The sequence below is a fragment of the Desulfitobacterium dichloroeliminans LMG P-21439 genome (assembly GCF_000243135.2).
GTDB lineage: Bacteria > Bacillota > Desulfitobacteriia > Desulfitobacteriales > Desulfitobacteriaceae > Desulfitobacterium > Desulfitobacterium dichloroeliminans.
Genome location: NC_019903.1, coordinates 219665 through 241999, shown reverse-complemented (window position 1 = coordinate 241999; position 22335 = coordinate 219665). Strand labels below are relative to the sequence as shown.

Below are 22335 nucleotides of genomic sequence, written 5' to 3'. Positions count from 1 at the left end.
TTAGATTTTTGTTAGGTGTTTTGATTTTAAGCTGACGTTAAAAGTCAGAACTTCCAAATTGACTGCTAAATCGACGTTGCGTAGTTTAATACCCGGCTGAACGTTTAAGGCTACTGGAGCAAAATTGAGAATTGCCTGTACCCCTCCTTCGACTAAAAGATCGGCTATTTCCTGAGCGTAGCCCGCCGGGACAGAAATGATGCCAATTTGGGTGTGGTTTTTCTTTACCACTTCAACAAGCCTAGTCACAGGCAGGATTTCCACACCATTAATAAAAGTACCAATTTTATTTTGATCATTGTCAAAAAAACTGGTTATTTTAAAACCACGTTCAAGGAAACCTCGAAAACTGCTTAACGCTAAACCTAAGTTACCAATGCCTACCATAGCCATGTTCCAATCAACATCCAAGCTCAGTATTCTTAGAATATGCCGATGTAGATCCTTAACATTATAACCTACTCCCCTCGTGCCAAATTCCCCAAAACACGCAAAGTCTTTACGCACTTGAGGGGGGGTGACTCCCACTCCTTTAGCTATATCATTCGATGCTATAGTTATAATGCCCTTATCCTCTAATTCAGCAATATAACGTGAATAAACTGACAGTCGCATAATAGTTACTTCTGGTATTTTTAATCTATTCAACAAAAATCCCTCCCTCCCTTTTACATAATTTATTTTATGAATTTACTCATTGGTTTTTTGCTCAAATACATAAAAAGGACCCTTGCCACTGAAATCCTTCTGAATTATCACTATGTCAACTGGTATTTGTTTAACCATTCTGCAACCAGAATACCTTTTCCCTGTCCTGCAGTTGTGAAAGGATTTTTAATCATTAATTACCAGCAATATTCACCCCACTGTTTCTTAATCTCAGTAACAGTACCTCTAAAAACACACACCACAACCTTCATATTCATAGGGATTAACCGTTCCATTGTGAATAGCTCCAAACCTCCTATTTCGCACTATTAACTTCGCCGTTTATAGGCATTTTTACAATAAAGTCAACCGCGTTCGCAATATAATCACTAGTCGTCTTTTCAATTTCTCCTTTGTCACAAAGCTCAGCAATAACAGGATCAATCGGCATTTTGCCTAACACTTTGATTCCAAGTTCCGCAGCTATCGTATCTATGTGACTGTCACCATACATTTTGATCTGTTTACCACAATCAGGGCACGCTATATAGCTCATATTCTCAACGATCCCTAAGATAGGGATGTTCATCGTCTTTGCCATATTATAGGCCTTGCGAACAATCATATGAACCAAATCCTGCGGGGAAGTTACAATGACAATCCCATCTAGGGGTATGGATTGGAATACAGTCAAGGGGACATCACCCGTTCCCGGCGGCATATCAAGGAACAAATAATCGAGATCACCCCAAATCACGTCGGTCCAAAACTGCTTAACCGTCCCTGCTATGATTGGACCTCGCAAAATGACAGCATCATCATCCTTCGGCAATAAAAGATTTACAGACATAATATTAATATCGCTAGAGGACTTCACAGGAAGGATGCCCGAACTACTCCCTTTAGCTTTCTGTTTAATGCCAAACATCTTAGGTATAGATGGGCCAGTAATATCCGCATCCAAAATACCAACATTATAGCCTTGCCTATGCGTCAATACAGCAAGCATAGACGTTACCAGAGACTTACCTACACCACCTTTTCCACTGACAACACCAATAACCCGTTTAATTGAATTCAGTTCATGGGTCTTTTCCTTTAAATCAATGGGTTTGTTCGTACAGCTTGTTGAAGGGCAGGAATCCCCACACTGCGCACCTTCAAATTCACAGTCCTTGTTATTCAAAAAAACACCCCTCTAAATAATTTTATTTATGTAATATCAATTATTTTATTGATTTCAATGTTATAGTTAAAATTCTATTTATTACATCCGGTACATCCTGTGCAACCTTTTAGCATTTCACACGAATTACATAGTTCACTTTTATCACTCGCAACGAGGCAAAAGGTTCCTTCCGCCTTCCAACAGGGTTTAGTTTCATTTACACCGACTGAGCTATTCTTCAATGCCCCCCCCTTACAATTACGCTTGTACCAACATGAGTACATGGACGTCAGGTGCTTTACTCCAGCTATATTCAAACCCTTGTCATGCATTAAGTATTTGATGAACTTTAATCTAATTAAGTCATTATTGGAATATTTCCTTTGATAACCCTCCCGATTGGGTCGGATCAATTCATTTCTTTCCCACACCCTTAGTGTTTCAGGATGTTCTGCTATTAACTCGGCGACGGTACCGATAGTATATAGGCCCTTTTCTTCATCAATCACAAAATCACCACACGCTCTACCTTTTTAGCATCTACACTAATAAGTATAACCCGATTATATATTTAATTGCAAATTTATTCAATATTTTCCTTGAGGTTTACCCTCCCAACCATCAGGGAGAGTGTGTCTCTTTCAGACAGAAGTGGTTATAGGCCTTTTCTCTGCCCAATCTTCGGGTCTAGCTATTCCGAAAGAACCTCCACTTCTCATAAACATCCAACAAGTAAACAAAGGTTCCGTCCAACCATCTTATGTAATTTTCCTTTTCCTCAGGTTCTGCTTGGAACACATTGATACCCTTACTCGCAGCATTCCTAGTCATTTCCACACAATCGATAATAAATATTAGCTCCAATAGACTTATTCTAAAGATATATTCGTCTTCAGTGTGAAGCTTAAGAGCTTCATACTGAATCCTATCCAGTAGATGGTTTACCTTTTCAAGATCATTTTGGGGCTGATTATCCTCATCAGCAATCCCCACATCTTCAATCTTGAAGTACTCACGTCCTAAACGCAGACAATATATAACCATTTCAGCATCCTTCTGGGATAACTGTAACTTCGCCCGAAACTCACTTTCATCACTGTTCTCTTCTTCATAGGAAATAGCTTCTTCAATTCCACGAATCTCGCGTTTCTCTTTATATTGCTGGAAATCAACGACCTTTCCTTTATCCACTGGCAAATTCATCTCTCCCTATATACAACGCTTTTAAAGCGCATTTTACGAAATTAATAATAGTTTTATTGTATCATTTCCTAAATAAAAAATCCCTTTATCTCTGCAGGAAATACGAAAATAGGGTACCGATGGTTAAGGGAAAATAAAGAAGCGTTACAGGCCTGTTCTACGTAAACTGCCCTGTAACGCTTCTTATTAATCTCCCGTACTGATCCAAACAAGACTTATGGGGCGTCTAAAGAACTTGACCCATTCATCTACACTTTTATTCAGAAAGAACTCTCAGCGCATCATCTAACGCATGTTGATATTCTGAAGGGAAGTCCTTAATAGTTTCACGGATCTGTTTAAAAGCCCTTCTATGGGCTTCCAAAGCCTGGGCATCCTCTGGGTAACAGGAGTCTACTAAACTGGCCAGAACCTCGGCCTCTTCGAGTTTACCATGCAGACTCAGATAATCATGGAGTGGTAAGGCAAATTTGAAAACATCATTTTTGGATTTAATCGTAAAGGACATATATGTCCCCTCCTAAAATAATTTATAAATAAGGTTCAATTCATAGATCTTATTGCATCATTTTTCCTTCATATAAAGAGAGCTTAAGTCAAATCCATAGAAAATCCGATCTGCTTGGGGATCTAGATTCATCTCGATACGATTGAACACGAGCAGCACAGTCACTTCCGGAGTATCAAACTGTAAGCTCATATCTTGGAGTCCGACCTGAGCAGGGCGTCCATCATTGGGTGGGTATGATGCAGAAATCCGCTTTATATAATCATCCATGGTTTGCTCGAGAATCACCCGATCATTGAGCTCGATTCGCAAGGTGGGCATATTTGTTTTCGGGTCCCTCGTCCAATTGATATGATAGGTACCTTGAGCACCGTTTAAGGTAGCTGAAGATTGTTCTTTCTGGTATTCATAGTCCTGCAGGTTTAGAGCCCAACGATAGTCACCGATGTCGATTCCCTGGGGGGTTAATTGGAGGATGGTTACCAAAGAATGCGTATTCCCATTAGGGCCCTCGAATTCAGGCCAGGTTTGTTCGAAACCTAGTTTAGTCTTGAAGGTGCTACTTTCAGCCAGGCGCTTATCAAACCAAGCCGGAAGCTTCGCATTCTCTGCGTAAGCAAGATAAGTCACTGCATCGGTAATTGACTCCCGTACCGCCAGCTCCGGTGGAGTTACTGCTGGGATTAACTGATTATTGTCCAGTACTCCCTGGTCAATTAGTAAATTCTCAAGCCGGTTAACTTGCGCAGAGACCGGCAAAGCTTGGTAACCTACCAGAGGGAAGACCGCTAAAACAGCCATAACACAAGTGAGAAGAGCGATCGTTGGATGAGCATCATGCTTTCGTATGAGGAGAAGAATTGCCGATATCAAGGCAATAATCCAAATAACAATGAAGAAATATTCGGTGGTTTTGAGACCTGACTTCTCCAGCTGAATCACGAAGGCCCAGGCCTCGAAGGCAAGGATCACCAAAGCGGCCAGCGGGTAAACCCGTCGATAAAATCTCGCTAGCCCTGATTCAGAGTGGGTAATTATAATATGAAGCAAAATTCCACCGATGGTATAAGCCGTCGCAATCCCATAAAGTCTCAGGAATGAAGCTTCCATACCACTTAGGATCGTCCTACCCGCCCAAAGTAGCAGAACAATAGTCAACGCCAGCACGATGGGAACGAGAATGTATTCAAAAAGAACTTGGATAAAGCGCGGCTGTTTCTGAGCCACCTCGCGGTGGGAATCCATATACCCCCGACGGAAATCCGGAAAATAACCGACGAAAATTGTAAAGGCCACAAATCCAGATAAGGTTCCGAGGTACATATAGACCTTTTCACTCATCCCCTCATATAAAAGGGCTTCGATGGCTCCGGCAACACCTGCTGTTCCAGCCATGATAACTAGGCCATAGATCAGGGCAATGAAATAAGCCTTTAGTGTCATGAAAAAGGAGCGAGCAAAATCTGACTGCTCTTTTGGGTATCCGGCTAAATAGATAAAAGCAATAAGGCTGAGCAGGATAGCTACACTGACACGGGCTTCAGCCAGGCTTGAGATGGTCGCAAAGCTCGATTTCTCCAAAGACGGATATGTCCCGCCAAAAAAGTAGAGCACTAAAAATGTTACAACTACCGCTGCCGCTCCTAGCAGATTGGCGGTAAGGAAGGACTTTTTGTGATTATAGCGAGTATACGCTCCGGTAATCACGGCCAGACTGAACACCGCACCCAGTGCAAAGGACCAATGCAAGCAGTTAAACAAGAAATTGTAGGGTTCTTGCTCGGGCCAATCCAGTTGAATTCTTATCATGGTTACGATGGCAAATCCGAGAGCACTAGCTATTGAAGCCGGGAACCTTTGGAAGGCCTTAATTGCACCTTTGAAACCTTGCAATGTTGACTGAATGAAGACACTCATCACTCGCACCTCCTTAACTCATGTTTGAACAAGTTATGACTATTATTCCTTATTATAATGCCTAAGGCAATAAAAAGAAAATCTTATGTAAGGGGCGACTAGTATTTCAGAAGTGATGAGGTAGTTAATAGCATATAGATTTGAATTCTGGGCTTCGTCATGGTATATTCCAATTATTCCTCTCCCAGATTACCCTCAAATTATTCTAAGGAGATGCACACAGTTGATAAACAAGAAACACTCCGCAATTATGGCGGCAATTTTTGCCGCAATGCTCTTTGGTTTCAGCGCACCTGTTTCCAAACTACTGCTAGTAAAGATTCCGCCAACCTTGTTGGCCGCCCTACTTTATCTAGGAGCAGGTCTAGGAATGGCCATAATCAGTTTAAGCAAACGTCTTACCGGTCACAAATACCGCGAAGCCAAGCTGGACAGGAATGATCTGCCCTTTGTCTTAGCCATGATTGGTCTGGATATTGCTGCTCCCGTGTTTTTAATGATTGGCTTAACCATGAGTTCATCTGCTAATGTTGCACTCTTGGGCAATTTTGAAATCGTTGCGACTTCCTTAATCGCATTACTGCTTTTCAAAGAATCTATCGGTCGGCGCTTATGGGGTGCAATCGTCCTGATTACCCTCGCCAGCATTATTCTATCCGTAGAGGATTTAGGTAGTTTTACCTTCTCCTTGGGCTCAATATTCGTGCTACTCTCCTGCCTTTGCTGGGGCTTCGAAAATAATTGCACTCGCATGCTCTCCATTAAGGACCCCTTAGATGTTGTCATCGTCAAAGGACTAGGGTCAGGCTTTGGAGCTTTATTGCTGACTTTCATTCTGAAAGAGCCGCTAAGCAATCTGAGTGTCTATATTATGTTTGCCCTTTTACTGGGCTTCTTCGCCTATGGACTCAGCATTTTCTTCTATGTTTCAGCCCAGCGAGAACTTGGTGCAGCCAGAACCAGTACTTATTATGCTATCGCTCCCTTTATTGGAGTAGGTCTATCTTTCGCGATTTTCAGGGTACCCCCGACCGTTTCTTTCCTGATCGCTCTACTGATTATGATTGCAGGCGCTTATTTTGCCGCCAATGAAAAACACAAGCATACGCATACACACCCTGCCCTAGTCCACGAGCACCGACATTATCATACTGACGCTCACCATAATCACACCCATAACGAATCTATCAATCAAGAGCACAGCCATGTGCACACCCACGACCTTCTTAGTCACGCTCATAGCCACACTCCTGATATTCATCATAGTCATGTGCACTGAACCAAAGGCACATACCGAAGGCATCATCTCACTGATAGACTACCTTCTCCCCTCCCAAAAACCCCCTCTGAAGCCTTTAGCTTCCTGGAATAATATAAAAGAATTTAGAGTCGACTCGTCAATAATGTCTAATAGCTCCTTCTGACGGTTTCTCTTGGTCAATACAAGCATCACCAAGCGTTTTTCATCTCGGCCGTCCCCCACCCAGGTTGTCACACCGAAACCTTTTTTACGTAACGTTATTGGTAGGGTATCATCAAGTGAATCGATAATAACTTGGGCAGTAATATACCCAAGTGCCAGTCTTTCTTCAATCCTGCTCCCGAGATACACGCCGATTCCGAAGCCGATGCAATACGCTGCGATATTCCAGTAATTGTTCAAATTGTTGAGAATAATCGTCAGTCCGGATATATACACAAACACTTCAATCATAGACAATATGGAAGCGTACTCTTTTAATCCCTTAATCATAAGAATAAACCGAACCGTTGTCAGCGATACATAAACGATATTAATTGTCATGATTAGAAGAATTAACAAAACGCCTTGATTCATTCATATCACCATTCTTCCTTATTTAATTTTAACCGACTGCTTATGGTTCACAAGGATTACAACTAACATAAATCCCAAAAGAACTACGCATACTGCATAGTTCTTTGCTTGCTCGGTGAGACGAATGGAGACGATGAAGTCCTGTAGACTTCTTCCCCGATGCAGACGACACCAAAACAAGTAACCCCTAAAGATTATTTTATCACACTGCGTTCAAAGACGAATACTCCTGCAGAGTAATTATTTATTTCCCATATACTCCATAGTACCATGCATTTCGTCAACTTCGTTTTCACGTAGTGAAAAGCTAAAAGACCATCTATAAAAGACGGTCTTTTTCGCGTTTATCTGGCAACGACTTACTTTCCCAGGTAGGCGGCGCGTTCAGCATTCTTTTCCCACAGCGCGCTCGCCGCGTAACAGTCCACCGGACTGTTACGTCTGCGGTCCAAGTATCATCAGCCCTGGAGGTCTTAACTTCCGTGTTCGAGATACGAAATGATGTAGTACATCATTTCGGCCAAGCCACACGGCCACATAAACCCGCTGCGTGGCGCCGGCAAACGGGTGGAACCGACCCCAGAGCATCATGCACTTCGTATCTTGTTTTCACTTTAGTGAAAAGCAAAGAGACCATCATAATGACGGTCTCTTTGCTTACTTACCTGGCAACGACTTACTTTCCCAGGTAGGCGGCGCGTTCAGCATTCTTTTCCCACAGCGCGCTCGCCGCGTAACAGTCCACCGGACTGTTACGTCTGCGGTCCAAGTATCATCAGCCCTGGAGGTCTTAACTTCCGTGTTCGGGATACGAAATGATGTAGTACATCATTTCGGCCAAGCCACACGGCCACATAAACCCGCTGCGTGGCGCCGGCAAACGGGTGGAACCGACCCCAGAGCATCATGCACTTCGTATCTTGTTTTCACTTTAGTGAAAAGCAAAGAGACCATCATAATGACGGTCTCTTTGCTTACTTACCTGGCAACGACTTACTTTCCCAGGTAGGCGGCGCGTTCAGCATTCTTTTCCCACAGCCCGCACGCCGCGTAACAGTCCACCGGACCGTTACGTCTGCGGTCCAAGTATCATCAGCCCTGGAGGTCTTAACTTCCGTGTTCAAGATACAAAACAGTCCAGTGGACTGTTTTGGCCAAGCCACACGGCCACATAAACCCGCTGCGTGGCGCCGGCCGAACGGGTGGAACCGACCCCAAAGCATCATGCACTTCGTCATCCTCGTTTTCACGTAGTGAAAAGCAAAAAGACCATCATAAAGACGGTCTTTTTGCTTACTTACCTGGCAACGACTTACTTTCCCAGGTAGGCGGCGCGTTCAGCATTCTTTTCCCACAGCGCGCTCGCCGCGTAACAGTCCACCGGACTGTTACGTCTGCGGTCCAAGTATCATCAGCCCTAGAGGTCTTAACTTCCGTGTTCGAGATACGAAATGATGTAGTACATCATTTCGGCCAAGCCACACGGCCACATAAACCCGCTGCGTGGCGCCGGCAAACGGGTGGAACCGACCCCAGAGCATCATGCACTTCGTATCTTGTTTTCACTTTAGTGAAAAGCAAAGAGACCATCATAATGACGGTCTCTTTGCTTACTTACCTGGCAACGACTTACTTTCCCAGGACCCTGCGGTCCAAGTATCATCAGCCCTGGAGGTCTTAACTTCCGTGTTCGGGATGGAAACGGGTGGAACCCCTCCGGAATAATCACCAGATCGTTTGAAGTTATAGCGTCCCTCTCGGGACCCTGTTCCCTCAAAACTGCACAGATCTTATATAACTGTAAACTTTAGATTCCATCTTCCTCACTGCAGAATTGAGCCCTTCAGTGAGTCACCTTCCATGGCGTCTTGTTAGGTCAAGCCCTCGACCTATTAGTACCCGTCAGCTCCATACCTCGCGGCACTTCCACTTCGGGCCTATCTACCTGATCATCTTTCAGGGGTCTTACCAGCTTATGCTGTGGGAAATCTCATCTTGAGGCCGGTTTCGCGCTTAGATGCTTTCAGCGCTTATCCGATCCGGATATAGCTACCCAGCTGTGCCTCTGGCGAGACAACTGGTACACCAGTGATCCGTCCAACCCGGTCCTCTCGTACTAGGGTCAGTTCCTCTCAAATTTCCTGCGCCTGCGACGGATAGGGACCGAACTGTCTCACGACGTTCTGAACCCAGCTCACGTACCGCTTTAATGGGCGAACAGCCCAACCCTTGGGACCTACTACAGCCCCAGGATGCGATGAGCCGACATCGAGGTGCCAAACCTCCCCGTCGATATGGACTCTTGGGGGAGATAAGCCTGTTATCCCCAGGGTAGCTTTTATCCGTTGAGCGATGGCCCTTCCACTCGGTACCACCGGATCACTAAGCCCGACTTTCGTCCCTGCTCGACTTGTTGGTCTCGCAGTCAAGCTCCCTTCTGCCTTTACACTCTTCGCGCGATTTCCATCCGCGCTGAGGGAACCTTTGGGCGCCTCCGTTACTCTTTAGGAGGCGACCGCCCCAGTCAAACTGCCCACCTGACACGGTCCTCAACCCCGATTCAGGGGTCTAAGTTAGAACTTCAGTACAAAAAGAGTGGTATCCCACCATTGACTCCACCAAGGCTGGCGCCCTAGCTTCTCTGTCTCCCACCTATCCTGTACATTTCATACCAAAGTCCAATGTCAAGCTACAGTAAAGCTCCATGGGGTCTTTCTGTCCTGTCGCAGGTAACCCGCATCTTCACGGGTATTACAATTTCGCCGAGTCCCTCGTTGAGACAGTGTCCAGATCGTTACGCCTTTCGTGCGGGTCAGAACTTACCTGACAAGGAATTTCGCTACCTTAGGACCGTTATAGTTACGGCCGCCGTTTACTGGGGCTTCAATTCAAAGCTTCGCCTTACGGCTAACCTCTCCTCTTAACCTTCCAGCACCGGGCAGGCGTCAGCTCCTATACTTCTCTTTTCAGATTGGCAGGAACCTGTGTTTTTGATAAACAGTCGCCTGGACCTCTTCTCTGCGGCTCTATTGCTAGAGCACCCCTTCTCCCGAAGTTACGGGGTCATTTTGCCGAGTTCCTTAACGAGGGTTTTCTCGCGCGCCTTAGGATTCTCTCCTTACCTACCTGTGTCGGTTTACGGTACGGGCACTCTCTTGCTCACTAGAGGCTTTTCTTGACAGCTTGGAGTCGGTTACTTCGCTACTTGTTTTCGCTCCCCATCACCTTTTAGGCTTCTCGCGAGGCGGATTTTCCTGCCTCACACCCTACGGGCTTGGGCGTGCTCAACCAACGGCACGCTTAACCTATCCTTCTGTGTCACCCCATTGCTCAAACGCTTAAGAGTGGTACTGGAATCTCAACCAGTTGTCCATCGCCTACGCCTTTCGGCCTCAGCTTAGGTCCCGACTTACCCTGGGCGGACGAGCCTTCCCCAGGAATCCTTAGGTTTTCGGCGGGTGAGATTCTCACTCACCTTTTCGCATACTCATACCGGCATTCTCACTTCCATCCACTCCACACAACCTTACAGTTGAGCTTCTCTGCTGATGGAACGCTCCCCTACCCCTGTACTAACTAAATAGTACAAGCCATAGCTTCGGTGATACGCTTGAGCCCCGTTACATTTTCGGCGCAGAACCACTCGACCAGTGAGCTATTACGCACTCTTTAAATGGTGGCTGCTTCTGAGCCAACATCCTGGTTGTCTATGCAATTCCACATCCTTTTCCACTTAGCGTATACTTTGGGACCTTAGCTGATGGTCTGGGCTGTTTCCCTTTTGACTATGAAGCTTATCCCCCACAGTCTGACTCCCAATCTAAATTCTTGGCATTCTGAGTTTGATAAGGTTCGGTAACCCGGTAAGGCCCCTAGCCTATTCAGTGCTTTACCGCCAAGAATCATCAATTGAGGCTAGCCCTAAAGCTATTTCGGGGAGAACCAGCTATCTCCGTGTTCGATTGGAATTTCTCCGCTACCCACAGCTCATCCCCTGCCTTTTCAACGACAGTGAGTTCGGGCCTCCAGTGAGTTTTACCTCACCTTCACCCTGTCCATGGGTAGATCACACGGTTTCGGGTCTACAGCATGTAACTAATCGCCCTATTCAGACTCGCTTTCGCTTCGGCTCCGACTTCTCGTCTTAACCTCGCTACATACCGTAACTCGCCGGTTCATTCTACAAAAGGCACGCCATCACACCTCAAGGGTGCTTTGACTGCTTGTAAGCGTACGGTTTCAGGTTCTCTTTCACTCCCCTCCCGGGGTGCTTTTCACCTTTCCCTCACGGTACTGGTTCGCTATCGGTCGCTAAGGAGTATTTAGCCTTGGGAGGTGGTCCTCCCAGTTTCCCACGGGGTTTCACGTGTCCCGCGGTACTCAGGATACCCTCACAGAATGTCTTTCTTTCGCTTACAGGAGTGTTACCTTCTTTGCTCGACCTTTCCAGATCGCTTCAGCTAGAAATTCATCCCTAAAAGAGGGTCCTACAACCCCGATCCCCGAAGGGCTCGGTTTGGGCTCTTCCCGTTTCGCTCGCCGCTACTCAGGGAATCGATTATTCTTTCTCTTCCTCCGGGTACTTAGATGTTTCAGTTCCCCGGGTTGTCTTCTTAAACCTATGTATTCAGCTTAAGATATCCAGATATGACTCTGGATGGGTTGCCCCATTCGGATATCCACGGATCAATGCATGCTTACTGCTCCCCGTGGCGTTTCGCCGCTCGCCGCGTCCTTCTTCGACTCTTAGCGCCTAGGCATCCACCGTACGCCCTTAGTAGCTTGACCAAACATTTTTACGCCGCCACTTCTAGGTTTTTAGATGTAATCCTAATTTACAGTTATTTCTTCTCTGTGCAGTTTTCAAAGAACATTAAGAGATCATTCTTACCTCAAAGCTCGAACATCGAACTTCTATTGGTGGAGGTAAGCGGGATCGAACCGCTGGCCTCTTGAATGCCATTCAAGCGCTCTCCCAGCTGAGCTATACCCCCATATAAGTTATATGGTCTCTCAAAACTAAACAACAAGTAGCTTTCGCTTAAAACAGTTCATTTCTCGTTTTGCAGGTTGCCCTGCTTTTTGCCTCTTCGGCATTTTTTCCACTCCGTGGATAAGTCAACTATGGCTTCTGCTCATTCTTCACACAAGCCAAGTTTCCTATAAGAAGTCTCTAGGACTTCTACCACTCTGATCTCGTTTCACTTGCGTGACGTCGTCCAGAGCTCGACCTTAGGATATGACTACTCATAGAGTAATCATGTCTCCTTAGAAAGGAGGTGATCCAGCCGCACCTTCCGATACGGCTACCTTGTTACGACTTCACCCCAATCATCGGCCCCACCTTCGACGGCTAGCCCCCTTACGGGTTACCTCACCGGCTTCGGGTGTTGCAGACTTTCGTGGTGTGACGGGCGGTGTGTACAAGGCCCGGGAACGTATTCACCGCAGTATGCTGACCTGCGATTACTAGCGATTCCGACTTCATGTTCTCGAGTTGCAGAGAACAATCCGAACTGAGACCGGCTTTCTCGGATTCGCTTCACCTCACGGCTTCGCTTCCGTCTGTACCGGCCATTGTATTACGTGTGTAGCCCAAGACATAAGGGGCATGATGATTTGACGTCATCCCCACCTTCCTCCGGTTTGTCACCGGCAGTCTGTCTAGAGTGCTCGACCTTACTCGTTAGCAACTAAACATAGGGGTTGCGCTCGTTGCGGGACTTAACCCAACATCTCACGACACGAGCTGACGACAACCATGCACCACCTGTCTCTACGCTCCCCGAAGGGCACTCCTAAGTTTCCTCAGGATTCGTAGGATGTCAAGCCTTGGTAAGGTTCTTCGCGTTGCGTCGAATTAAACCACATAATCCACCGCTTGTGCGGGCCCCCGTCAATTCCTTTGAGTTTCAACCTTGCGGCCGTACTCCCCAGGCGGAGTGCTTATTGTGTTAACTGCGGCACAGAAGGGGTCGATACCCTCTACACCTAGCACTCATCGTTTACGGCGTGGACTACCAGGGTATCTAATCCTGTTTGCTCCCCACGCTTTCGCGCCTCAGCGTCAGTTACAGTCCAGAAAGTCGCCTTCGCCACTGGTGTTCCTCCACATATCTACGCATTTCACCGCTACACGTGGAATTCCACTTTCCTCTCCTGTCCTCAAGATAACCAGTTTCCGATGCAGTCCCAGGGTTGAGCCCTAGGTTTTCACACCAGACTTAATTATCCGCCTACGCGCCCTTTACGCCCAATGATTCCGGACAACGCTTGCCCCCTACGTATTACCGCGGCTGCTGGCACGTAGTTAGCCGGGGCTTCCTCCTCAGGTACCGTCATGTATCTACATTATTTACATAAATACCGTTCGTCCCTGAAGACAGTACTTTACAACCCGAAGGCCTTCGTCGTACACGCGGCGTTGCTCCGTCAGACTTTCGTCCATTGCGGAAGATTCCCCACTGCTGCCTCCCGTAGGAGTCTGGGCCGTGTCTCAGTCCCAGTGTGGCCGTTCACCCTCTCAGGCCGGCTACTGATCGTCGCCTTGGTAGGCCTTTACCCCACCAACTAGCTAATCAGACGCGGATCCATCCATTAACGATAGCATACTCAGAGGCCATCTTTCCTTATCTCGCGATGCCGCGAAATATTCTTATCCGGTATTAGCCCTCGTTTCCAAGGGTTGTCCCGGTCTAATGGGTAGGTTATCCACGCGTTACTCACCCGTCCGCCACTATCCAGTAATCTAACACCCAGCATTCGAGGGAGTTGTGTTGGTACTTATTTAATGCGTGGAGCTCTCTCTTCGTTCGAGCTCTCGCATGGCACCAACTTATTAGCTCCTTAAACGCTCGGTGTTAGATACTGGACCGTTCGACTTGCATGTGTTAGGCACGCCGCCAGCGTTCGTCCTGAGCCAGGATCAAACTCTCCATAAAATTTATGAAGAAAATTTGATTGCTCAAATTGTCTTTACTCATTTAACGATTCATTGGCTGTTCCTTGTTGTTTAGTTTTCAAAGACCATTTGATTTTGTTGCAATCACTTAAAGGTGATGGACTTTTATCTTAGCAGATTGACACTTTACTGTCAACTACTATTTTCAAGCTCTCGTTTGGGAGATCTTAGGCCATCAGCGGACTGTCACCACCCCCGTGATGCTTAATGATATTATCATTTGCTTTTGCCAGTGTCAACATTAATTTCGACAAAATTTTTTGTCTTACGAAGTCAATACTACGCAATTTTTTCACAAGGTATAGCACCTATAAACAGACGATAAAAGAAAACAGTACACTTGCAATTACAGTGTACTGTCTAAGGTAATGGTTTACCTGCCAAAATTTCGTATGATGTTGACTTCCACACGACGATTCGCCGCCCGTCCAGCTTCTGTGTCATTTGAAGCTATAGGATTATACTCCGCATAGCCAATGGAACGGAACCTTGATTGATCCAAATCACCGGATTGGAGTAGATTCTTCATAAAATTCAATGATCTTTGGACACTAAGGTCCCAATTCGTCGGGAACGCCGGAGTATTGATGGGGAGGTTATCCGTATGCCCTGCGACCTCAATATTATAATTAGTGTATTCCCTTAAGACGTCAGAAATGATGAAGGCCAGTTTTTGGGCTTCAGTCTTGACCAAGGCGGAACCCGAGTCAAACAACGCATAATCCCGGATGCTGATGATTAACTTTTCCCCTGTTATGCTAGTTTCGAGTTGGGCAGTTAAATTGTTCTCTCCTATGTATTGATCTATCCTTGTCTTTATAGCCATCATATCTTGTTCTTCTCTAAGTCTGCCCAGAGCAAGTCTATCGGTTTCAGTGGTAATTTGCTCATTATTTTTCCCTGCATTGTCGTCCGTGATATTAATATTCATCTCGCTTGTCGATTCGAAAACACTTGGGCCTCCTGTAAAGGCACTATTGAATCCGGACATGATACTCTCATATTTCTTCTGATCTATTTGACTCGCAGCAAATAAAATAATGAAAAGAGCCAGCAACAAGGTTAAGATATCTGAATACGGTACGAGCCAAGTTTCGTCCATATGCTCTTCATGATGCTCTTTCTTATGTCTTTTCATTGTCAATCTCCTCGGTTAGTTGTTTACGCTCAGTTGAGGAAAGATAGACGAAAAGTTTGTTATGGATGGCATTCACGTTATCACCTGCTTGGATGGACAAAATCCCCTCTAGCATCATTCGTTTTAGTTCTGCTTCTCGTCTTGATAGAAGCTTTAACTTATTGGCCATCGGATGCCAAAGCACATAACCCGTAAAGATCCCCAATAAGGTCGCTACAAAGGCTGCAGAGATTAGGTGTCCTAAGGCTTCAACCTCGTTTAAATTACTTAAAGCAGCAATGAGACCGACTACCGCTCCTAATACACCAAGAGTTGGGGCGTACGTTCCCATTTGTGAAAATATAAGCGCGCCATCCCGATGCCTTTCTTCCATAGCAGAGATGTCCTCAAAAAGCACATCCCGAATAAACTCGGAATCATTGCCGTCGATAGCCATACCCATACCTTTTCTTAAGTATTCGTCATCAATCTCTTCGACACGATTTTCTAACGACAATATCCCTTCACGACGACTCACCGTCGTCCACTCAGCGAATTGCTTCACAAGTTCTTTCTTCGAAATGGTTTTTGGCTTAGTAAACATTATCTTAAAAAGCTTAGGTATCCTTTTGAGGTCTTCCATGGTAAATCCAATGAAAATCGTGGCAATCGTCCCCACGATAATGATCAATATCGCCGCTGGATTGAGAAGGGCGGTGAGGCTTGATCCCTTAAGAACCATACCAACACCCACAGCGGTAAATCCCAGTACCAAACCAATTAGTGTAGATATCTCCATATATTTCTCCTCTTTATCTTATTTCAGCCAATCACTATTTCGCGGTGAAATTGAGAATTTCCTGCCGAAATTTTACATAAAACCAACTTTAATAGGATATTTTACACAATCGATTAATTCCCTTGGGAGATTCTTCAGTGGGTGTGAAGTTTATTTGCCTGGCTCTTTGGATATTAGGATTGTTTATTAAGTTGGAATTGTTTATTGAGTTGGAGTTAATCGAATGAGAAAAAGACATTAGATCAATTGTACCGACCCCCAAAAGTTAGACCAAATATCTAACGATTGGAGGTCGGTACACATGTCCTAATGCCTTTTTGTATGGATTTTTAATCTATTATCCTTTTAACTCCCATCCCATCGCTTTTAATCTATTGACGTAATTCAGCAAATCTTCTCGGGAGGCCACATTAAGCTTCATGTAGATACGTTTATTATGTGTTTTGATGGTGTTTATACTCAAGCAAAGGATTTGCGTGATTTCTTTCGCCGTATGCCCTTGGAGATAAAGATCAAAAACAGCCCGTTCCGCTGGTGAAAGGGTCTTGGTTTTTTTAACGAATTCTTCAAATACAACTTCAGATAAACCTGTCTCAGGCTTTGGCAAGGGTTCCTCATTGTGTACGGAGAGAAACTGTATCAAGTCATCGATCTCAGGTATTTTTGTAACCGGAGCACTGCTAAAGTCCTTGGATTTAATAATATCCAAACCTTCCGTAATGGGTTTGAGATAACGGCGACTAATGAAGGAGGATAAGACAACTCCCACAATAAATAGAATCAGGCACAGAAAAGTTAACTGTAGCTTCGCATAGGTAAAGGTCGATACCATATCTTTCTGTGGCAACATAACGGCTACAGCCCACTTTTGATTTTCAAAGGCTGAGCCCTTGGGATAAAGCTGAACCTCCTCATGTATTCCGATAAATGCAACTTTTTCTTCCCATTGATAGGTATCTAAGTATTTCGATCCTTTTGAAATCCGGAGGGACTGGCCAGGTAATCCGCTGTCCAGAGCAAGATACCCCCCTGCAAACAGGGCTTCCGAGGTATTGAGTACAGTATCGTTTATGGGAGAAAGCATACAGAAAATGCGACTGTAGTTGCTATTATCGGGCATGTTTGCAAGCTTGAACAACATGGCGCTGACCTCAAAGCCACACACCCCAAACACATTGCCATTCGAATCCAGCAACGGAATAGAACAGAGGATAACCTTTTCACTGGTCCCAGGCAACGTAAGGGAAGGGCTCCAATAATAAAGACGGGAAAGAGGTAGCCGATATCTTTTTGCCTGCTCGAGTGGCCCTTTGTAGTACTCAGCCTCCCTCGTATCCATTTCCATGGTCCATTGAGAATGGAGAGGGAGCAAATTTTTACGAGCGATTTGCGGAAAACCGTACAGAACATGAATCGTTGGGGTTGATGAACTGATAATATTGGGTTCCATATTTTTTATATACAACCCCGCTCGAGAATTAGCAGCATTCTCGAGATTGGGGTTCACCGTCGCATCTAAAACGATAAAGACCCCACTACTCTTGGCCTTTTGCAGCGAAAATAAAAGGCGTTCGTATTCGTTTTCTATTATATCTTCAAGGATCTCTGGATGACTTTGTAAATCTGTGACCTGAAGTCCCCGTTTCTGTAGATTCTTTTCTATACTTTCTGATAGGCCTCTGGATAGATCCACTGCATAAACAGAAAGATTTCCCAATTGCTTAGAAATATCACTACTCAAATGGGACAGTTCCCTATGCATTGATTTTGAATCTTCATTGCGCCCAACATTAAAGGATCCCGTCACCAAAAGGATGGCAACGACTCCCAAAAGCATAGTTAAAACAAGCACGATCAGAAACATGAAGAGTCTAATGCGCATGGGAATACCTGAGGTGCTGACATGCTTCACCTCAAGCTTTAACTTCCCCAATTTACTTTTAATAAATAAAAATGCTTTAGAGAACATAGCATCACCTTGCTGACTGCCCTTATGCACCGTGTGAGTTATACCTTCTTCCCTGAGAAAAGCTCCAAGATGGCTTTATCTACTCATGGAGAGATCGTTTATAAATCCTTCAGAAACCCCTGTAGACACCCCTTCGAAGACACGATCCGAGTCTTGATCGGCTATTCGTTTCTTATACTCTTCCTTGGAAAGGGTGGCCACCCCTTTTAAACGCTCCTCAAAGACTTTCTGCATTTCATCGAGGCCATCTACTAAAGGCGCCCTATAGAAATCATAATCCTGATGCATCTGAATCGCCGTGGTAAGGAGAGCCGCGATTCGATCATCTGTGAGGGTTTCAATCTCTTTATCCATCACTTGGCCAAAGGCTTGTTGGGTTACCGGGAGATATCCCGTGGAAGAGACAAAGCGGAGATTTTGTTCCACTGCAGTAAACCATTTCAGAAAGATACCAGCAGCATATTCCTTCTCGGGCGTCGATTTCATAACACACAACCCGCTCCCCCGCTGCATAGCTATCTTTTTCCCACCCTCAAACACGGGATAAGGTAAGATAGCATATTCCACTGGCTCCGTTGTGTTGTCTTCGTAAGTAATAATGGGTGAGAAAAACAAGACTCCCGCCGTGGAACCTGTACTACAGACCACGTCCCCGGTTTTAGCAAGGTCCGATCCATAGCCATTAAAAATCGCAACCTGGCCACGCACAGCAGGCGGATAGTAACTATCCCAGATTCGTGAAAAAACTGGCGAAGAAAGATTCAACGTCCCATCCTTAATAAAATCCTCACCTAATTGTTTATAGCCCACTTGAGCAAGATTAAAGAGGGAGTCCGGAACATAAAAAATTTTCCCGTCATTCTTAATATGAGCTGTTTGATCATCCGTCCATCTATAATATTTCTCCGCTGTTTCAAGTATTCCTTCAAAAGTTTCCAAGTCCGCCAAGGACGCCCCTATCTCTTTGGCAAATCGATCAAATAGGGTCTTGTTGACAAAAAGAACCTCTGTGGACTTGGCGAAGGGAAATACCAAAAGCTTCCCATCGGCTCGACCCTCTTCCACAAATTGCGGAACATAGGCCGAAAGCTCTTCCTTGGTTAATAAGGTTCCTATATCCACGAGCAAATCCTTTTTAGCGAGAATAAGCGCTGTTTTAGGGTAAGCAGTCGATAGGTTAGGAAGCTCAGGTGCCCCAGGCTCGTCATTGGCCGCCATGGTCAGTTTATTATGGAGATCGGCCGAACTGGAAATCGAGGTTACGTTGAGCACTATACCTTCTTCTGCGCCGACGGTTGCGTTGAATTCATCCACCATGACATCCATGGTGGCTTTCATTTGGGCACCAAAATTGTGCCATATAGTCAAAGTGACTGGATTCTGAGGATCCAGCTTTTTTGTGTTTTGACAACCTGTTACAAGCAACATCAAGCTTAATGCGCAAACCAATCCAGTTTGAAAGTACCTTCTCCTTTTCCCTTGCATTTGCATCATTCATCGCCCCCATTTCTTCTCAATGTACTCCTACCTCATTTGTATCAGATATGGGACTGGATTAAAACACTTATTTTAGAAAAATCACCCCTAAAATCACCCCTAACAATCACCCCTTCTTACCACTATTCACTGCGGGGGGTGATTACAGCCAAAAATATTTCCCTCACAATAGGTTCAGGGTTAACTTTTCTCCTGTCATATGCCCAAGGGGCATCAGGAGGTAAGATGCAAAAAGTCTATCCAATTCATCTGAAAGGGGTAAACACATGAAAAGGAAAACATTCTCTTGGTTGCTCACCCTATCCCTCGTCCTTTGCCTGATCCTCAGTGGCTGCGGTGGCAGTCAAGACGCGACAAAGCCCGCAGACCAAGGAAGCGCGGTCCAACAGGATTCATCACCACCAGCAACTCCGCCCGTGACGGAGGGAAACGACACACCCGAACCCAGTGACCCAAAGGAAACCGTCGATGAACCTAGCTCTCTATCCGATGAAATTGGGGATCGATTGGCTAAGACCTATACCGATATGATGGCAAGTGACAAGTATTTTATGAAATACCGTATGACGACCGACGGGGAAAGCATCGAAACGGAGATGGCCTACATGGGTGATGACCTTGCTACAAGAACCCTTGTTAACGGAGTGGAAAGCCGTATGATCATCAAGGACAATAAGGTTTATATGATCGACCCCGTTGAGAAGATCATCATGATTATAAACTCTGACGATTACGAACAAGAAGAAGAGATCGACTACGCCGGTTTAGCCTATGTGGGCGAGGGTAAAGGAGATTTTCTGGGTGAAACCTTCCATTATGAAGAATACTCCGCAGATGGCGGAACTACTAAATACTTCTTCGACGGCAAAAAGCTCGTCGGAATCGAGTCGAGTTATGAAGACATGAATATCGCCATGGAAGTTCTGGAGCTGAGTAAAAAGATTCCTGCCGACCTTTTTGAGATACCTCAAGATTACGAACAACAAAATCTAGGCGAATAAATGTAAGGAGCGATGGATCATGAGTGAAAACAAAAATTTAAACCTAACCCTAGAAGAATTTGATCCCGCAGACATTGAAAAAGGGAAAACCATGGCTGGACTGGCTTATATCCTCTTCTTCCTTCCTCTTATTGTTTGCCCTGATTCCTCCTTCGGGAAATTTCACGCCAATCAGGGGCTTTTACTTTTGATTACGAGCGTTGCCGGGACAGTTATTCTTAGCGTTATCCCTGTGATCGGGTGGATACTGCTTCCCATCTTTACTCTAGCCATTCTCGCCTTGGCTATTCTAGGTCTTGTCAATGGTTTGCAAGGTAAAGTAAAACGCTTGCCCCTCATTGGGAAATTCAACCTTATTAAATAGCTATCTTAGTACAAGGAGGTTTTCTTTATGAAAAAAACTCTAATCTTTTGCTTTGCTCTCTTTTTGGTTTTCACTTTAACAGGGTGCAAAAGCCCATCTGAAGCCGCGGCAGAGAAGGTCAGCGAGAAAATATTGGAAGGAGCTACAGGCGGTAAAGTCGATCTCGATGGGGAAAAGGCCACCATAAAAACAGAAGATGGCTCCGTCGTCTCCTTTGGAGGGAATGAATGGCCCAGCGATAAGCTAGGTGAGGATATTCCCAAGCTTAATGGAAAGGTAACCTATGTAGCCAACTCTGATGCCATGTGCATGATTATCATCGAAGGCGTCAAGGCTGGGGAATTCGAAAAGTATGTGGAGAAAGTTAAGGACGCCGGCTTCAATCAAAATGAGATGAACTACTCAGACAATTCAACTAAAACTTATATGGCCTCCAATGCCAAAGATATTGCCTTTCAACTCACCTATATGGTAGACACGGAAGAGGTAAGCATAACCGCAGGGAAAAACGAAAAGTAATGAAAGGAGATAACCATGAAGAAAACCATGAAGAAAACCAGGAAGAACTATCTTATTCCGCTCTGTACAATTCTCTTAATTTTCGCTTTCATACCCGGTTGTGGTGAGAAAGAACAAACCACCCCAAAGGACTCCAGCAGCACTACCGGCCAAGCCCAGGAAACTTCCCCTCAAGATGAATTGGAAAAAGCTGGCGAAGATCTCGAGGATGTCCTGTCAGCTTTAGCAACACCAGGCTGGCCCACGGGCAAAATCTCAGATAAAGTCCCCGAGTATCCCTATGGGGAGGTCAAGAACTCAGGAGACTATGGGGATGGAGAATATGTCATCCTCATTTCCCCTACGAATAAGGACGAATTAAAGGAATACTTTAACTTGCTCGAAGGAAACGGTTATACCCTTTCCGATGGAGACCGGGCCCGACTCGGTACCCTCGCCCTCCGCTTCCAGTTTAATTCCACAGATACCCTGCAAATGATTGTCTCAGATGCAGGGACCTCGAAGTGGCCCTCCCTCCCTGGGGATCTTCTTGCCCCCGATAAAGGAACCCTCGATGGTGATGTCGATGCGGTCGAGCTATCCGATGCTGAGAAGGCGAGCGGCAATTACTATTCCGCTGGCTTCACCCTTGTGGATCTCACCGAAGAAGATTGCTTAGCCTATGTGCAAAAACAAGTGGACAATGGCTGGGAAGGTGGCGGTGATATGGCCACCAAGGAGATCAATATTGAGGGTGTAACCTGTGATTTGATGCTTCAGTTCGTCCAGTTTTATGACGGGCAAGCCGACTTCCGCTTAGAAGCATGGGCAAAATAACGATTCACCCA

16 protein-coding genes, 1 tRNA gene and 3 rRNA genes are annotated in these 22335 nt (G+C 45.4%); 5 read left to right on the top strand and 15 right to left on the bottom strand.

Annotation, left to right across the window (positions count from 1 at the left end):
- The 6 genes from DESDI_RS01115 to DESDI_RS01090 form a co-directional block, all read right to left on the bottom strand.
- The gene (locus tag DESDI_RS01115) at positions 1–648 is read right to left on the bottom strand and encodes a redox-sensing transcriptional repressor Rex (RefSeq protein WP_156801088.1); all 648 of its coding nucleotides are present in this window, start codon (positions 646–648) and stop codon (positions 1–3) included.
- A 316-nt stretch (positions 649–964) separates the two neighbouring features.
- Positions 965–1834: an Mrp/NBP35 family ATP-binding protein gene (locus tag DESDI_RS01110; protein WP_015260785.1), complete on the bottom strand. Its 870-nt coding sequence runs from the start codon at positions 1832–1834 to the stop codon at positions 965–967.
- A 74-nt stretch (positions 1835–1908) separates the two neighbouring features.
- Positions 1909–2325: a MerR family transcriptional regulator gene (locus DESDI_RS01105; protein WP_015260784.1), complete on the bottom strand. Its 417-nt coding sequence runs from the start codon at positions 2323–2325 to the stop codon at positions 1909–1911.
- A 178-nt stretch (positions 2326–2503) separates the two neighbouring features.
- On the bottom strand, positions 2504–3019 hold the full coding sequence (locus DESDI_RS01100) for a hypothetical protein (protein ID WP_041219192.1): 516 nt from the start codon (positions 3017–3019) through the stop codon (positions 2504–2506).
- Between the two features lie 256 nt (positions 3020–3275).
- The gene (locus DESDI_RS01095) at positions 3276–3527 is read right to left on the bottom strand and encodes a hypothetical protein (protein WP_015260782.1); all 252 of its coding nucleotides are present in this window, start codon (positions 3525–3527) and stop codon (positions 3276–3278) included.
- A gap of 57 nt (positions 3528–3584) precedes the next feature.
- Positions 3585–5444 carry a DUF4153 domain-containing protein gene (locus DESDI_RS01090; protein WP_015260781.1) on the bottom strand — a complete coding sequence of 620 codons (1860 nt, stop codon included), beginning with the start codon at positions 5442–5444 and terminating at the stop codon, positions 3585–3587.
- Positions 5445–5667: 223 nt separating this feature from the next.
- Between DESDI_RS01090 and DESDI_RS01085 the strand changes: the two genes are divergently transcribed.
- Positions 5668–6723: a DMT family transporter gene (locus tag DESDI_RS01085; RefSeq protein WP_015260780.1), complete on the top strand. Its 1056-nt coding sequence runs from the start codon at positions 5668–5670 to the stop codon at positions 6721–6723.
- A 39-nt stretch (positions 6724–6762) separates the two neighbouring features.
- On the opposite strand, the gene DESDI_RS01080 is transcribed toward DESDI_RS01085, so the two are convergent.
- The 9 genes from DESDI_RS01080 to DESDI_RS01030 form a co-directional block, all read right to left on the bottom strand.
- On the bottom strand, positions 6763–7281 hold the full coding sequence (locus tag DESDI_RS01080) for a DUF2179 domain-containing protein (protein ID WP_015260779.1): 519 nt from the start codon (positions 7279–7281) through the stop codon (positions 6763–6765).
- Between the two features lie 1616 nt (positions 7282–8897).
- Positions 8898–9014, bottom strand: a 5S ribosomal RNA gene (rrf, locus tag DESDI_RS01065).
- A gap of 139 nt (positions 9015–9153) precedes the next feature.
- Positions 9154–12069 (bottom strand): 23S ribosomal RNA (locus tag DESDI_RS01060).
- Between the two features lie 130 nt (positions 12070–12199).
- Positions 12200–12275, bottom strand: a tRNA-Ala gene (locus DESDI_RS01055).
- Between the two features lie 278 nt (positions 12276–12553).
- Positions 12554–14222: ribosomal RNA gene (locus DESDI_RS01050) — 16S ribosomal RNA — on the bottom strand.
- Together the 16S, 23S and 5S rRNA genes with 1 tRNA gene alongside form the textbook arrangement of a ribosomal RNA operon.
- A gap of 393 nt (positions 14223–14615) precedes the next feature.
- The gene (locus DESDI_RS01045) at positions 14616–15380 is read right to left on the bottom strand and encodes a flagellar motor protein MotB (RefSeq protein WP_015260778.1); all 765 of its coding nucleotides are present in this window, start codon (positions 15378–15380) and stop codon (positions 14616–14618) included.
- On the bottom strand, positions 15367–16158 hold the full coding sequence (gene motA, locus DESDI_RS01040; protein ID WP_015260777.1) for a flagellar motor stator protein MotA: 792 nt from the start codon (positions 16156–16158) through the stop codon (positions 15367–15369). The genes DESDI_RS01045 and motA overlap by 14 nt, the downstream gene beginning before the upstream one ends.
- Positions 16159–16495: 337 nt before the next feature.
- Positions 16496–18157 carry a LuxR C-terminal-related transcriptional regulator gene (locus DESDI_RS01035; RefSeq protein WP_015260776.1) on the bottom strand — a complete coding sequence of 554 codons (1662 nt, stop codon included), beginning with the start codon at positions 18155–18157 and terminating at the stop codon, positions 16496–16498.
- 45 nt (positions 18158–18202) lie between these two features.
- On the bottom strand, positions 18203–19621 hold the full coding sequence (locus DESDI_RS01030; RefSeq protein WP_015260775.1) for an extracellular solute-binding protein: 1419 nt from the start codon (positions 19619–19621) through the stop codon (positions 18203–18205).
- A gap of 269 nt (positions 19622–19890) precedes the next feature.
- Here DESDI_RS01030 and DESDI_RS01025 point away from each other — a divergent pair, with 269 nt between their 5' ends.
- From DESDI_RS01025 to DESDI_RS01010, 4 genes are read left to right on the top strand one after another with little or no spacing between them, the layout of a single operon-like run.
- Positions 19891–20625, top strand: a complete 735-nt coding sequence (locus DESDI_RS01025) for a hypothetical protein (RefSeq protein WP_015260774.1) — start codon at positions 19891–19893, stop codon at positions 20623–20625.
- Positions 20626–20644: 19 nt separating this feature from the next.
- Complete coding sequence (locus DESDI_RS01020; RefSeq protein WP_015260773.1) at positions 20645–20989, top strand: DUF4870 domain-containing protein; 345 nt, start codon at positions 20645–20647, stop codon at positions 20987–20989.
- Between the two features lie 27 nt (positions 20990–21016).
- Complete coding sequence (locus DESDI_RS01015; RefSeq protein WP_015260772.1) at positions 21017–21508, top strand: DUF6591 domain-containing protein; 492 nt, start codon at positions 21017–21019, stop codon at positions 21506–21508.
- Positions 21509–21523: 15 nt separating this feature from the next.
- On the top strand, positions 21524–22324 hold the full coding sequence (locus DESDI_RS01010; RefSeq protein WP_015260771.1) for a hypothetical protein: 801 nt from the start codon (positions 21524–21526) through the stop codon (positions 22322–22324).
- The last annotated feature ends 11 nt before the right edge of the window (positions 22325–22335 follow it).

Bases quoted from the DNA above. Each gene is read 5' to 3' on its own strand.
- DESDI_RS01100 (WP_041219192.1), bottom strand. From the start codon at position 3,019: ATGAATTTGCCAGTGGATAAAGGAAAGGTCGTTGATTTCCAGCAATAT.
- DESDI_RS01095 (WP_015260782.1), bottom strand. From the start codon at position 3,527: ATGTCCTTTACGATTAAATCCAAAAATGATGTTTTCAAATTTGCCTTA.
- DESDI_RS01090 (WP_015260781.1), bottom strand. From the start codon at position 5,444: ATGAGTGTCTTCATTCAGTCAACATTGCAAGGTTTCAAAGGTGCAATT.
- DESDI_RS01080 (WP_015260779.1), bottom strand. From the start codon at position 7,281: ATGAATCAAGGCGTTTTGTTAATTCTTCTAATCATGACAATTAATATC.
- DESDI_RS01045 (WP_015260778.1), bottom strand. From the start codon at position 15,380: ATGAAAAGACATAAGAAAGAGCATCATGAAGAGCATATGGACGAAACT.
- motA (WP_015260777.1), bottom strand. From the start codon at position 16,158: ATGGAGATATCTACACTAATTGGTTTGGTACTGGGATTTACCGCTGTG.
- DESDI_RS01030 (WP_015260775.1), bottom strand. From the start codon at position 19,621: ATGATGCAAATGCAAGGGAAAAGGAGAAGGTACTTTCAAACTGGATTG.
- DESDI_RS01025 (WP_015260774.1), top strand. From the start codon at position 19,891: ATGAAAAGGAAAACATTCTCTTGGTTGCTCACCCTATCCCTCGTCCTT.
- DESDI_RS01020 (WP_015260773.1), top strand. From the start codon at position 20,645: ATGAGTGAAAACAAAAATTTAAACCTAACCCTAGAAGAATTTGATCCC.
- DESDI_RS01015 (WP_015260772.1), top strand. From the start codon at position 21,017: ATGAAAAAAACTCTAATCTTTTGCTTTGCTCTCTTTTTGGTTTTCACT.
- DESDI_RS01010 (WP_015260771.1), top strand. From the start codon at position 21,524: ATGAAGAAAACCATGAAGAAAACCAGGAAGAACTATCTTATTCCGCTC.